13 protein-coding genes and 1 pseudogene are annotated in these 13,217 nt (G+C 33.3%); 7 read left to right on the plus strand and 7 right to left on the minus strand.

From position 1 onward, the window contains the following. Positions 1-18 precede the first annotated feature (18 nt). From RA0C_RS02270 to RA0C_RS02280, 3 genes are read right to left on the minus strand one after another with little or no spacing between them, the layout of a single operon-like run. Positions 19-369, minus strand: coding sequence for a hypothetical protein (locus RA0C_RS02270; protein WP_004918936.1), 351 nt, complete (start codon positions 367-369; stop codon positions 19-21). A 37-nt stretch (positions 370-406) separates the two neighbouring features. Continuing rightward, positions 407-1,480: a BT_3928 family protein gene (locus RA0C_RS02275; protein ID WP_004918935.1), complete on the minus strand. Its 1,074-nt coding sequence runs from the start codon at positions 1,478-1,480 to the stop codon at positions 407-409. Continuing rightward, a complete protein-coding gene (locus RA0C_RS02280; protein WP_004918934.1) occupies positions 1,473-2,018 on the minus strand; it encodes a DUF1599 domain-containing protein in 546 nt (181 codons plus the stop codon). Before RA0C_RS02280 ends, RA0C_RS02275 begins: the two co-directional genes overlap by 8 nt. Positions 2,019-2,198: 180 nt before the next feature. Here RA0C_RS02280 and RA0C_RS02285 point away from each other — a divergent pair, with 180 nt between their 5' ends. From RA0C_RS02285 to RA0C_RS02300, 4 genes and pseudogenes are all read left to right on the plus strand, one after another. Next, entirely contained in the window at positions 2,199-2,507 is a 309-nt protein-coding gene (locus RA0C_RS02285; protein ID WP_004918933.1) for an ArsR/SmtB family transcription factor, read from the plus strand. A gap of 33 nt (positions 2,508-2,540) precedes the next feature. After that, positions 2,541-3,635, plus strand: coding sequence for a hypothetical protein (locus tag RA0C_RS02290; RefSeq protein WP_004918932.1), 1,095 nt, complete (start codon positions 2,541-2,543; stop codon positions 3,633-3,635). A 105-nt stretch (positions 3,636-3,740) separates the two neighbouring features. Beyond that, on the plus strand, positions 3,741-4,211 hold the full coding sequence (locus RA0C_RS02295; RefSeq protein ID WP_004918931.1) for a DUF6428 family protein: 471 nt from the start codon (positions 3,741-3,743) through the stop codon (positions 4,209-4,211). Between the two features lie 188 nt (positions 4,212-4,399). Next, positions 4,400-4,819: pseudogene (locus RA0C_RS02300) on the plus strand (arsenic resistance protein); the annotation flags it as partial. 77 nt (positions 4,820-4,896) lie between these two features. On the opposite strand, the gene ffh reads toward RA0C_RS02300, so the two are convergent. The 4 genes from ffh to yaaA all read right to left on the minus strand — a co-directional run bounded on the left by ffh (position 4,897) and on the right by yaaA (position 8,623). Beyond that, positions 4,897-6,261 carry a signal recognition particle protein gene (gene ffh, locus RA0C_RS02305; protein WP_004918929.1) on the minus strand — a complete coding sequence of 455 codons (1,365 nt, stop codon included), beginning with the start codon at positions 6,259-6,261 and terminating at the stop codon, positions 4,897-4,899. Positions 6,262-6,336: 75 nt separating this feature from the next. Continuing rightward, positions 6,337-7,023 carry a TrmH family RNA methyltransferase gene (locus RA0C_RS02310; protein ID WP_013446750.1) on the minus strand — a complete coding sequence of 229 codons (687 nt, stop codon included), beginning with the start codon at positions 7,021-7,023 and terminating at the stop codon, positions 6,337-6,339. Then, positions 7,020-7,865 (minus strand): peptide chain release factor N(5)-glutamine methyltransferase, encoded by an 846-nt coding sequence (gene prmC / locus RA0C_RS02315; RefSeq protein ID WP_013446751.1) that lies wholly within the window; start codon positions 7,863-7,865, stop codon positions 7,020-7,022. The genes RA0C_RS02310 and prmC overlap by 4 nt, the downstream gene beginning before the upstream one ends. Continuing rightward, a complete protein-coding gene (yaaA, locus tag RA0C_RS02320; RefSeq protein WP_013446752.1) occupies positions 7,865-8,623 on the minus strand; it encodes a peroxide stress protein YaaA in 759 nt (252 codons plus the stop codon). The genes prmC and yaaA overlap by 1 nt, the downstream gene beginning before the upstream one ends. A gap of 122 nt (positions 8,624-8,745) precedes the next feature. Here yaaA and RA0C_RS02325 point away from each other — a divergent pair, with 122 nt between their 5' ends. The 3 genes from RA0C_RS02325 to RA0C_RS02335 all read left to right on the plus strand — a co-directional run bounded on the left by RA0C_RS02325 (position 8,746) and on the right by RA0C_RS02335 (position 13,178). After that, positions 8,746-9,729 (plus strand): hypothetical protein, encoded by a 984-nt coding sequence (locus tag RA0C_RS02325; protein ID WP_004918923.1) that lies wholly within the window; start codon positions 8,746-8,748, stop codon positions 9,727-9,729. Positions 9,730-9,733: 4 nt separating this feature from the next. Beyond that, complete coding sequence (locus RA0C_RS02330; protein WP_004918922.1) at positions 9,734-12,412, plus strand: hypothetical protein; 2,679 nt, start codon at positions 9,734-9,736, stop codon at positions 12,410-12,412. Positions 12,413-12,644: 232 nt separating this feature from the next. Then, positions 12,645-13,178 carry a hypothetical protein gene (locus RA0C_RS02335; RefSeq protein ID WP_004918921.1) on the plus strand — a complete coding sequence of 178 codons (534 nt, stop codon included), beginning with the start codon at positions 12,645-12,647 and terminating at the stop codon, positions 13,176-13,178. Positions 13,179-13,217 lie beyond the last annotated feature (39 nt).

A 13,217-nucleotide genomic window follows, 5' to 3' on the forward strand; every position in this document is an offset into this window, starting at 1 on the left:
AATATCAATGCTTTAAGATTAGTCTAATTTCCAAATAGTTTTCATCAGTTTGTAGAACTGGTGTTCTCTTTCTGTAACTTCGTTATCTGCTTTAATGAGTGTTTTTGCAAACTTTGCAAATTTCTTTCTTTCGGCTTCGGTAGAATCATCTAAGAAACAGCGAGCATGGAACTCAAAATGGTCTTTCCACGCTTCTGGTTGTAGCGTTGCAATGACTTCCAACTCGTTATCTAAATTGATTCTGAACGGAAACTCATCAGCAAGATATTTCTGGATAACGATACCTTCTTCTGGTTGTACTTCGTAGTCCACCGCAGAAAGAATCATTAACAAATGATAACCTGCTATAGATTTGTTTGATTTTTGCATTTTTATTTTTTTATTAAACGGTTAATCTAATGTTTAGTTAATATATATAGTCTTTTGCACTTTTTTTATCTGTAATTTTTCCATTTTCTAAAACGAGTACGAAAGGATTACTCCTAGCTATGGTCTTGATGGCTGTGCCGTCCATCACTGCATTGGGGAGTGTTTTAAATGTATTTTGTGCCGTAGAAACTCCATAAACTACTGTTTTGCGATGTTTGGAAACTTTATTTTCTACCGCTTCTAAGAGATTAGCATCTACCTCGGTGGGCTTATAGCTAAATACCAAAACCGTTTTTGGAGCTTGTATAAGGCTATCTGTAATATCATTACCGTGCAGGTCTTCTATTTTAAATTTTACAATTTCAGACGCATAGCCTTCTTTCACTACCTCGGAAGTGGTTTTGTCTTCTTGGATTACCCAATCAGGATTTTGCCAATAGTTTTGGTTGATGTAATCGTCTTGATTAACTTTTATAATCTCTTTAGTTTTTTTATGTTCAAGGTTGTAAAATGTTTTGTATTCGGACGGATTCTCTTCAATCTTTTTCTTTTCGGACTTTAAATCTGTTCCTATTTTATAATCTCTAAAATCAATAATAGGTTCATGTTTAATCCCGTGAAGCATTATCCATAGAGAAACTATTGTTCCTAAAAACAACACAGAACTTCTTGTTCTCATGAAAGAAATAGAAGTCTTATCTCTATATGCAAAGTAGAGTAGAAGGAGTAGGGTGAGAAGTACAATGTCTTTCCAGAAGCTTTGCCAAGGCGTAAATTTAATAGCATCTCCGAAGCAACCACAATCTGTAACCACATTAAAATAAGCTGAATAGAAAGTGAGAAAGGCAAAGAATACACACAGCCCAATCAACGCTAATAGAACTTTTCTTACTGAAATTTTTAATAGCAATAAAAACCCTAAAATAAGTTCCAAAAGCACTACAAAAAAAGAGATTGGAAGAGCCCAACTCTCCAGTATAACAAGATTAAAGACCTGAGGCGAAAAATATTCTTCTAATTTGAATGAGAAACCCTTAACATCTACTGCTTTAACAAAACCTGAAGCAATAAAAATAAGAGCAACAACAATTCTTAGTAAGCGTTTAAGCATTTTGTTTGTTTATTTTTATAAGACAGAATACAGCGTAATTAAGCATATCAAAATAGTTAGCATCTAGCCCTTCTGAGACTAAGGTGTGTCCATTATTATCTTCTATTTGTTTGGTACGAAGCACCTTTTGATAGATTAAATCTGTAATAGAGGAAATTCTCATACTTCGCCATGCTTCGCCATAGTCGTGGTTTTTTCGTTGCATTAGGGCTTTTGCTTCGTTGGTGTAATGTTGATATAAGTTTAAGATTTCTTCTGCATCAGCGTCCAAATCTTCTGATAAACCTTTTTCTAATTGAATAAGACCTATGACAGCGTAATTAACTATTGCAATAAACTCTGCTTCCTCCGATTCTTCCACCATTCTTTTTTCGGTCATTTGGAGCGTTCTTATCCTATTGATTTTAATGAAAATTTGATCCGTGATAGAACTTGGGCGTAGCACTCGCCACGCTGCACCATAGTCTTGGAGTTTCTTTTCAAATAAATCTTTACAAAGGTTTATAATCTCGTCGTACTGTCTAGAAGTCTCTTGCATATACATTGGTTATAACTCCCCAAAGATAATGAAAAAAATGCATATTAAATAAGTTTATCTTGTCTATATTTAACCACAATTTATAATTCTGTAATAAAGTTTTCGTCAGTTCTAAATGATTGGAATGTCTTCCGTTTTATTTGTTTATTTAAAAACCAATCGTATATTTGCGATATACTTATGAAAAGAAATTTAGAACCTATTGATTATACAGAAAATATAGAGCTACTAGCCGACTTTGCAAAAGCCTTGGCTCATCCTACTCGCATTGCTATCCTATCTTATCTAGAGCAACAAAATTCTTGTTTTACAGGAGATTTGGTGGATATATTCCCATTAGCACAGTCTACTATTTCTCAGCATCTTAAAGAATTGAAAAGGGTAGGACTTATAAAAGGAGAGCTTAATCCTCCAAAAATAAAATATTGTATAGATGAAGAAAAATGGAATCTTGCCCAATCTTTATTTTTCAATTTTTTTGATGGCTGAAACATTACCACAACACAATCTAACAGATAGCATATGGAAGATACTTTAAAAAAATATGAAAAAACAATAAAAAGAAAGCATAGTATAAGTTTCACGCCAAAATACAAAGAGAAGTTTAGAACAAGTGTTAATAAAACTCTATTTGTAGCTATTGCTGAAAAAACAGTTGAAAAACTTGGCTGGGATTTAGTATTTAAAGATGATAGTAATATAGAAGCAAAACGAAAGGAAAAAAGTTTTGGTGTTGAATACTGGACAGAAGCAATAACAGCAAGTTATGAATATGGTACCGTGATTGTAAAAAGTGAGAGTTTAGGAAATGAAATATGGGATGTTGGAAGAAATTCAAAAAGAGTTAAATTATTCATTTATGCGTTTGAAGAAACATTAAAAACTTTTGATAAACAATCACTAAATGAGCTAGAAAAAGCAGTTGAAAAGAAAAATAATTGGGACGACTATATCATTCCCGAAATTTTGCCACAACCAATTCAAGCTAGGAAACCTAATATTTTGATTCCAATTGTTGGTGGATTAATAACTTCTTTAATTTTGGGTTTTGCAATTGCATTTGTTTCTGTGAAAGGAATGTATTTTATTGGGTTATTTGAGTTTTTGGTCGCACTTGCAATTGCATTGGCTGTGAAACAGTTAATCAAACTTTCAAATTTTACAGACTTCAATAAATTGCAATATCTATTGGCTGGAATGATTTTACTAACTTATATTTCAAACCAATATTTCCAATATGAAATCATTTTGAATGAAAATAATTATGACCGAATTGGATTTTGGGAATTTTTTAAATTGAGGTTCTCACAAGGTTTGACTATAAGGAAACTTAATACAGGTCGGATTGGCTTAATAATTAGTTGGATATTACAACTTGGATTAACAGGACTTTTTGTTTATCTGAAAATTATTTCAATTTTGACAAAATATATAATTGAAAGAGTTCCAATTGAAGTTATTGATTTTGCATATTATCACTTCGTAAAGGAAAAGACTATGGAAGAAGTGAGAATGGAGCTTGCTAAAAAAGGTTGGACTGATAAGATAAATCAAGATGAAGTCTTTGAAGCCATTGGAGGTTTTCAAAGTGCAACTGAACTAAATAGAATGAAATGAAAATACTTCTCTACAAAACGATAAAAAATCTCAATCCTCTTGTTGTGAATGACAAAAATATATAACAATTATCGTTTATTTGCGATTAACTAAAATTAAATTATTATGAAATTATCAGAATTTAAAAAAGTACTAGCTACACTAGACAGAATTGATTTTCAAATACCTAATGGAGATTTTATTCCACCTCATTTTCATATTACAGAGGTAGGTCAAATTACCAAAGATTTTATAGATTGTGGTGGAACAGTAAGAAAAGAAAAGTGGGTAAACTTTCAGCTATGGACGGCAACAGATTATGACCACAGATTGACCCCTGAAAAATTATTGGATATTATTACTCTTTCCGAAAAACAATTACAACTTACAGATGAGGAAATAGAAGTAGAATATCAAGGGGAGAGCATTCAGAAATTTGGATTAGATTTCCAAGGTAGTCATTTTGTTCTTACAACTAAGCAAACCGATTGCCTAGCTCCTGATAAATGCGGAATCCCTACCGAAAAGCCCAAATTAAAACTTTCAGAACTTCAAAATAAAACCAATTGCTGCGATCCCAACTCTGGCTGTTGCTAATTTTAAAAAATAGAACACTATGCCTTTATTATCTAAAATTCAGAATTTCATAGAGAAGTTAGAAGTCAATTCTATTTCGGAAGAGAGGAAAAAAATATTACAAACTCTCATAGACTTCATTACAAAAAAGCAAAAGAATGGAGAACCCATTAGGCTTAATTTTATTTGTACACATAACTCTCGCAGGAGTCATCTTTGTCAAAGGAGAAAACTGGTATAAAGAGGTTTTTATTCCCAAAATATCACCACTTACTTTAGTTGCTCTGTTATTTACTATTATGCTTATGTTTTCACTTAAGGGAGAACTTATTGTAACAATACCTCAAGATGTATTTATTATTTCTATTCCTTTGTTAATATATTTTGGTATTATGTTTATAACAGGTTTCTTTGTTACAAAAGCTATGGGAATAAGTTATGATAAAACAACTTCTGTAGCTTTTACCGCATCTGGAAATAATTTTGAACTTGCCATAGCTGTCTCTATTGCTGTTTTCGGACTAAATTCGGGGCAAGCATTTGTGGGAGTTATAGGTCCTTTGGTAGAAGTCCCTGCTCTTATTTTACTTGTAAAGGCCTCTCTTTGGCTAAAGAAGAAATTTTACTGATCCCAATCTTATATGAAAAAAACCGAGAGTAATCTCATACTGAACTACTCTCGGTTTATATTTTCAATTTTATTCTGCTATCTTCCGAACAAGCCTCCCATGCCTGGCATACCGCCTCCCATTTTACCCATCATTGCCATAAGTTGTTTGCCTTGAGGTCCTTGCATCATTTTCATCATTTTGCCCATTTGGTCAAACTGTTTCATAAGTTGGTTTACTTCTTCTAGTTTTCTACCACTTCCTTTGGCTATCCTCTTCTTTCTATTAACATCTATAATGCTAGGTCTTCTTCTTTCTTCTGGTGTCATAGAATGGATAATAGCCTCTATGTGTTTAAACGAGTTATCATCTATATCCACATCTTTAATGGCCTTGCCTACACCTGGTAACATACCAAGAAGGTCTTTCATGTTACCCATTTTTTTAATCTGCTGAATTTGCTTTAAGAAATCATCAAAACCAAATTCGTTTTTAGCGATTTTCTTTTGTAGTTTTTTAGCTTCCTCTTCGTCAAACTGTTCTTGAGCTCTTTCTACTAAAGACACTACATCACCCATACCTAAGATACGGTCTGCCATTCTTTCAGGATAGAAAAGGTCTAAAGCCTCCATCTTTTCTCCTGTGGAAATAAACTTAATGGGCTTATTAACTACTGAACGAATAGTAAGAGCCGCACCACCTCGGGTATCCCCATCTAATTTTGTAAGGACAACACCGTCAAAGTTTAAAGCATCATTAAAGGCTTTAGCTGTATTTACAGCATCTTGCCCCGTCATAGAGTCCACAACGAACAAAGTTTCCGTAGGCTTGATGAAATAATGAACTGATTTTATTTCGTTCATCATTTGTTCATCTATCGCTAGACGACCTGCAGTATCCACAATAACCACATCGTGCTTGTTAGCTTTGGCAAAATTAACGGCATTTTCTGCTATGGTAGAAGGGTTTTTATTTTCTTCTTCGGTATATACTGGGATTCCCGTTTGGCTTCCTAGTACTTTTAACTGGTCTATTGCAGCAGGACGATAAACATCACACGCTACCAAAAGCGGATTTTTAGCTCTTTTTTTCTTTAGATAGTTAGCTAATTTTCCAGAGAAAGTAGTTTTACCAGACCCTTGAAGCCCTGCAATTAGAATAACCGTAGGTTTCCCCGAAAGGTTGATGCCTTCTTGAGAACCACCCATAAGTTCCACCAACTCATCGTGTACTATTTTGGTCATTAGTTGCCCAGGTGTTAGGCTGGTAAGTACATTTTGTCCTAAGGCTTTCTCTTGTACTCGTTTGGTAAGGTCTTTAGCTACCTTATAATTTACATCGGCATCTACTAAAGCACGGCGGATTTCTTTAACCGTTTCAGCTACATTGATTTCCGTAATTTTACCTCTTCCCGAAAGATTATGAAGAGCCTTATCTAATTTATCTTGTAAACTATTGAACATAATCGCTTTATTTTGAATGGCAAAAATAAGGAAAATTTAGCATTCTTCCGAATAAGTGCTGTGGCTTATGGATTGTTAAAAGTTTTCTCGTAAAAATTTATGGTAAATTTCTTCTCCGCTTCTTATAGAATTTACCGCCCATCTTATTTTGGTATGCCATTTTTTATCGGAGCTAAGTTTGTAGTCTATGGTAGAATTAAGAAGTTTTTGTTTGAGTTCGTACATACATATCGCTGCCGCTACAGAAACATTAAAACTCTTAGTAAAGCCATACATTGGTATTGCTAAAGTTTCGTCTGCAAAGTCTAGTAATTCATCAGAAACGCCTTCCCATTCGGTGCCAAAAACTAGAGCAATAGGCTTTTCTACCTTATAGTCTGGGAGCATTGTTGCATTATTTTCTGGTGAAACAGCTACTATTTTATAACCTCGCTCTTTTATCTTCTCTAGGGAAGCTTTATTTCTAGGCATTTTTTCTACTTCTACCCAAGTATCTGCTCCTTTGGTAACGCTGAGGTTTGGGTCAAAAATATTATCTTTTTCTAAAGCCACTACCTTATGGAAGGCACACGCTTCCACACTTCTCACGATTGCAGCAGCATTGCGATATTGATAAACATCTTCCATCACAGGTAAAATGAAATCCGAACTTTCCTCTGCATAATGGTTGATTTTTTGCAGGCGTTCTTCAGTCAAGAATTGAGCTAAATATTGAAATATCTTTTCTAAATCTTCTAGGTTGTTGGTTAGTTCTGGCTTCATTTTTTTGCTATAATCATTCTGTCATTATTAGATAAATCTTTGATGAGTTGAGCATCGCTGAAATCTTTATACAAAGCTAAAGTTTCTGCTCCTAGTTTTTGGTTTATTTCTAAAAATAAAAATCCTCCGTTGTTAAGATAATGCTTGGCATCTGTTGCTATTTTTCGGTAAAATACTAAAGGGTCTGAACAAGGAGAGAACAGGGCCAAATGAGGCTCAAAATTCTTTACAGTATCCGAAATTTCAGAAACTTCCTCTATACCTATGTATGGCGGATTAGAAATAATCACATCATAGTGAGTTGGCAATGTATAATTGAGGTAATCATCGAGTATAAACTTAATCTCGGTGTGGTGTCTTTCTGCATTTTTTTTGGCGATGGTTAGAGCTTCTTTAGAAAAATCTATGGAGGCTACTCTAGCGTTCGGAAAATGTTTTTTCAGCACAATAGGTATCACTCCCGAGCCAGTACCTATATCTAAAATTTTAATTTCTGTTTTGGAAAACTCTTTTGAAATGGTTTTGATGGCGTAGTCTAGCAGTTCCTCTGTTTCTGGGCGAGGAATAAGCACGTGTTGGTTCACGCAAAACTTCATACCAAAAAAGTCGGCTTCACCTAAAATTTGTTGGTAAGGCTTTCCGCTTTTTAGTTGGTTGATGGCTTTGGTATATTGTGTTATTTGTTGAGCTGGAAGTTCAGTGTTTTCAGACTGTCGCAGTCCTATTTTGTCTAAACCTAAATAATGCTCTCCAAAAATTTCCCACAAACAAGAAATCTCGGAACTATCATAAATCTCTGAAAGTTCTTGCTTAAAAATAGAATGTAACTCTAGCAACTTCATTACCTCACGAATACCAGTTGGTTATCTTTGGAGCGTTCTTCATCTATAAGATAACCTTCGTAATTAAAGGCTTTAATATCATCTAAAGTTTTGGCATTGGTTTCGGCACAAAAACGGATGAGAAGCCCTCTAGCGTGTTTGGTATAGACCACGATAGTTTTTAGTTTGCCATCCTTGTATTCGTAGAATTTAACATCTATAGCCTTCGCTTTTAGTTTTTTGGTATCTACTGACTTAAAGTATTCTGTACTGGCAAGATTTAGGAGAATATCGTTTTCCTTTAATTCATCGTTAAGAGCCGTTGTAATTTTGGACTTCCAAAAAGAATATAAATTTTTATACTTATCAAACTGGAACGGACGTCCCATTTCTAAACGATACAGCATAATCCTATCCGAAGGTTTTAACAGTCCATACAGTCCTGAGAGTATTCTGTAATGTTTTTGGAGATAATCTACGGCTTTTTTATCTAGAGTAGGAGCGTCTAACCCACGATAAACCTCACCTGTAAAAGTATAGAGGGCTGCATTAGACTCCTCTTCCGAAGGTGAGGCACTCCAATTTTGGTTTCTTTCCCAGTTTTCATCTGCCAATTTGGAAGAAATTTCCATTAAATCAGAAAGGTATTGCGGTGTTTTCTCTTTCAAAAACGATTGTATAAACGCCGAATCTTCTATAAATTGAGGTTCGGTAGGTTTTAGCATATCTGATTTTAATGAGACATTCATTAACTTAGCTGGAGAAGAAAGTATAAGCATAAATCTATTTTTTTGCAAAGTTAAAAAATACTAAAGAGAAAAAGGAATCTCTTTTCTAACATACAGCAATATATAAAATCAATTAAGTTAAGCATAACAGATTTTGTTTATATTTGTACTTTATGAAAGTGAAGATTATTTTCCTATTGTTATTCGCTTTGCTTGTGTCTTGTCAAAAGAGCACGGAGCATAAATATTCTTTTTATTATTGGAAATCCCATTTTAAGTTAGACGAAAACGAGAAAGAAGCATTACAAGAGGCTTCACTAGATACGCTTTACATTCGTTTTTTTGATATAGATAAAGAGCAGCAAAAAGTGAAAATTCTAGCTCCTATTAGTGGTAATGCTCACTTGCTAGATGCAAAAAAACAATTTGTACCTACGGTATTTATTACCAATAGAACTTTCTTCAATATATCCAAAGAAGAGATTGCTCAAATGGCACAAGCCACTTTTGATAATATTTTAATAGTGCAAAAGAGTCTAGGCTTGAAGGAAAGGGAATTTGCGGAAATACAAATAGATTGTGATTGGACGGAAACTACTCGTGAAGATTTTTTCCTCTTTTTAAAGGAACTGAAAAAGGTCTCTTCAAAAAAAGTCTCGTCTACGCTCCGTTTGCATCAGGTCAAAGATAATAAGAAAATGGGCATTCCGCCTGTGGATAAAGTTTATTTGATGTGTTATTCTACCTCGTCGCCTTTAGATAACGACGGTAAAAACTCTATCTTGGAGGTAGGTTTACTTAAAAATTATCTTGCTTCCTTAGACCAATATCCTATCAAAAATATAGATGTAGCTCTACCAATTTATTCTTGGGGCATAGTTACCAATCATGTGGGTAAACATAAACTTATCAACGCTTTAAATATTAGCGATTTAAACAATAATAAATTTAAGAAAATATCAGACACCGAAGCTGTGATATTAGAAGATGGTTTCTACTTTGGATATTTTTTAAATAAAGGTTTTACCGTTAGAGTAGAGGAAATCTCAGAGGAACAACTGACTGAAGTTAAAACATTTTTAGACCAGAAATTAAAACACTATCATATTATCTACTATCATTTGGATAGTCAATTTATTAAAAATAGAAAACTTTAAAACAATGAAAAAAGCAGTTATTTCATTAGGCGTTATATTATTACTTCACCAAAATTCTAAAGCCTGTGCTTGGGAAGACTCAGACGGTGATTACTTTAACCTCTTTACGCAAACAATCATCAAAGATAAGTCTTATACACCTTTTCTTTTGTCCTACTCATCTCCTTTTTATGAAGCAGATAATATCGCTATCATTGATGATAATCTACAACTTTGGAAAAGTTTTTTCAACAATAAACTTTCCTACGATGAGGTAAAAACATTGGTTTATAAGCTCCCGTTACAAGATATTATTTCGTTTAAAGATGGGTATCAGAATCAGGCGGTTTTTCAGAAATTAGGTGCTTATCAGAACTATAGAGAAGGTTTGGATTATCTCATTGAGGCCAAAAAACTGAATAACCTTAGAATCAACCGAGTTGCTAATGATGATGACAATGCCTATAGTTTTTATTATGATGACGAAACTTATAATCTCGCGTCTACTTTGGATTATGAAAATACACTTACTACTCTTATAAATTTTTATAAAAACACCTCAAATAAAGAGATAAAACTAAGGTATGCCTATCAGATTGTTCGTTTTGAACATTACAATAGAAATTATGATAAAGCTGTAAAAGCCTTTTCTACCTATGTAGAGCCATTAGGGCTAAAAAACGCCATCTATTATATGGCTTTAGAACAAATGGCGGGAGCACAAAGTGGGCTAGGACAAAAAGAAGAAGCCAACTGGAACTTCTTCCAAGTATTTATAAATTCAAACTCTAGAAAGCAAACGGCTTATACTTCTATTAAACTGTCTAGCGAAAAGGCATTTGAAGATCTACTCTCCCGAGCTAAAAATGATAAAGAGAAGATAATGGCGTATTTTCTTCTCGGTTATCAAGGGTTTAATAATCCGCTCCCAATGATGGAGAAAATTTATGAAATAGACCCTAATTCGGAGGCTTTAAAAGTACTCCAAGCTAGAGCCATCAATGAGTTAGAAAGGTATTTTCTACCATATTACTACTATAACGGTAAGGAAACCAAAACAGTGGGTACTTCTAAAACAGCTCCTTCAGTAAGTAAGACAGAAAACAAAGCTAGTGCTTCGTTTTGGGATAAAATAGTATCGTTCTTTAAGAACCTTTTTGGAATGGAAAGTTCTGAACCGAAAGTTTTAACTGCCGAAGAAAGTAAAGGGCTTTCTGATGATGAGTTGTTAAATCACCCTAACCGTTTGCCTGTAGTTTCTTCTTTAGGAGGCGATGAGGAATACAACAAAAAAATGCAAGATTATATAGAGCAGCTAGAAAAACTGACAGAAAAAGTTAAAACCAAATCAAATGATGAGTTCTGGGCAATATCAGAGGCTTATATAAAATTTTTACAGAAAGATTATAAATCTAGCAGTAGCTTATTACAAAATATAAACACCAGCAACCAAGAATATCTTACTCAAATTGATAAAATGAAATTATTAAACGATATTCTTTCTCAACCAAGAATTGATAGCGAGTTTGAGCAACATATCATGAAAACTTACCCTGATTTAGTAACTGCTATTTCCGAGGATAGGTATAACAGCTCAGAGGCAGGTTTTATTACAGATATTTTAGCTAATAGATATTTCTTACAAGGGGAGAGAGCTAAGTCTTTCTTAATGTCTAATCAACTTTCAGGTTTGCAAGATATTTTGGATATAGATCTAGTTCGAGATATTGAAGCATTTTACAAACGAAAAAACAAAAATGCTTTTGAAAATAGCATTCTCGCTAAAAATATAGATACAGGTGAAGACACTCAAAATTTCATAAATGTACTCTATGGAGATTACGAGATGCGTTCGGCTAACTTTAAGAAAGCTTTAGATTACTACACCAAAGCAAGTGGTTTTACAGGTATTCCTAGATATGAGTTCCCATTTTCAGAAGATGGATCATTGCAAAGTAATACACCGGTAAGAATGAAAATTAAAGGCTACAACGGCTACAACAATATTTCTTCTTTAGTTTTCGGACATAATGTTTGGGTAAGTTATACTAGCCCTGAAAGCGAGTCTATGAAAGCAGAAAGCTTTATCTCTGACTTTAAATTCATCAAAAATAATATGAATAAAAAGGAACTAGCAGAAGCAGTACTAAAACTTACAGAAATAGCTAAAGGTAATGATGTTAATGCTGCCCATGCTAACCAATTGTTAGGGAACTTTTTATACAATACCTCTATATTGGGCTATTACAGACATTACTTTGTGATGGATATAGACAATAGCAATGGTGGTAAATATTATTTCTTTAGTGATACTGATATATACACGCCTCTGTACTATTACAAAAGCTTTACTTACAATAATATGGGTTTAAAATCAGATAGCTTTGATGTTGCTATTAGTTACTATAAAAAGGCTTTAGAAAAAAATACAGATAGAGAAGCTCAAGCTAGAATACTCTTCCAAATGGCAAATGCTGAACAAGGAAAATACTACCGATGGGAAGCCAATCAAACTCCAAATTGGGAGTATAGTGATGCCAATTGGGAGGAAAAACAAACCAAATTCCAGCAAGAGTTAGACAACGCTAAAAATCAGAACTACAGAAGTTATTTCACAGAGTTGAAAACAAAGTACAACGATACCGAAACGAGTAAATCTCTAATGGGAAGTTGCTCTTACTATAAGCATTTTATGCAGAAATAAAGATTTATAAAAACACGGCTGAATCAAAAGATTCAGTCGTTTTTTATATCAAGAGTTTTAGTATTATATCCTAATTTTTTATATCACAAAATGTTTTTCACTTTTACAATTTTGTTTAATTTAGTGGCATAAAAGTATTTACTTTGGTTAAGTTTAAGGTTCATTTTAGCTCCGCTTTTCGTAAATACTTGGTATTATTTCATACAATATTTGTAAAAACCTATACTAGCAAATGAACAAATTTAAAGGTTGTTTAATAATATTTATTACTTTTTCTCTACTCGTATTTGTGGGGACTTACTTTTACTTTCAAAAAGTAAATAGAAATTGTATTGAAGACCATAAAAAAGTTGAAACTTCATTCGCAGAACTAAAATCTGAATTAAATAAGCGTAATCAAATTTTACAAACTTCAAATTTTCCTGATAGTGTCAAAATTCTTTCAAAAAAATCTGACTCAATCCTTTCGGTAACAACTGATGCGAATGAATTGGTTTGGACTGAATTCCAACTTAACGAAAAAACTTTTCAAAGCGATTCCCTAAAATCTATATCTGCTAAATTAAATCTTCTTAAAAACAAATATAATTCTGAGTTAAGAACTTTTAATTTTTCTTGGATTACATTTCCTTTTAATTTGATAAAAATGCGTCAAAAGTTCTCTAAATATAATTATCTTGAAATTGATTATGGGAAGAGTAATAGAGAAAAAATGAAGCAGAGAAAAAAGACGGAACATTGGATTGAGACAGGAGAATGGAATTAAAAAAATGCTTACGAAACTCCCAAAACATAAGCATCTTTT

Origin of the sequence: Riemerella anatipestifer ATCC 11845 = DSM 15868 (assembly GCF_000252855.1) — a bacterium.
Classification (GTDB): domain Bacteria; phylum Bacteroidota; class Bacteroidia; order Flavobacteriales; family Weeksellaceae; genus Riemerella; species Riemerella anatipestifera.